At 45.8% G+C, this 565-nt stretch carries 1 protein-coding gene; it reads right to left on the bottom strand.

The annotated features are described in order from the left end of the window. Window positions 1-130 precede the first annotated feature (130 nt). On the bottom strand, window positions 131-565 hold a 435-nt coding region (locus tag ACTHUR_RS16780; protein WP_440399813.1), incomplete at its 5' end, for an imidazoleglycerol-phosphate dehydratase.

Consider the following 565-nt stretch of genomic DNA (forward strand, 5'->3'; position numbering starts at 1 on the left):
ATATAATAATAAGAATGATTGTAGCAAAAGATGGTTTAAAACAAAATATTGTCGATATACAAGACAAATAATAAAGGCCGTCTGAAATCCCGATCGGTTTCAGACGGCCTTTATTCATTCACACGATGCCTTATTCTTCAGATGCGGCTTCTGCTTCTTCCTGAACAGACTCTTCGCTCAGCGTACCTTTGGTAGAAGGCGTTTGACCCATCATGCGCGGATCGTATTCAACCGCCATGCGCAATGCGCGGCCGAAGGCTTTGAAAACAGTCTCGGCTTGATGATGTGCATTACGACCTCTAAAATTATCGATGTGCAAGGTCATCATGCTGTGATTCACAAGGCCGTGGAAAAATTCTTCAAACAAATCAACATCAAAACAGCCGATCAGGGCGCGGGTAAAGTCGATGTTGTACACCAAGCCAGGGCGGCCGGAAAGGTCGATGACTACACGGCTCAACGCTTCATCCAACGGAACATAGGCATGACCATAACGGGTAATGCCGGCTTTATTGCCAAGTGCTTGTTTCAAGGCCTGACCCAATACGATACCGATGTCTTCAAC

It is taken from the genome of Neisseria sp. P0021.S007, from assembly GCF_051956855.1.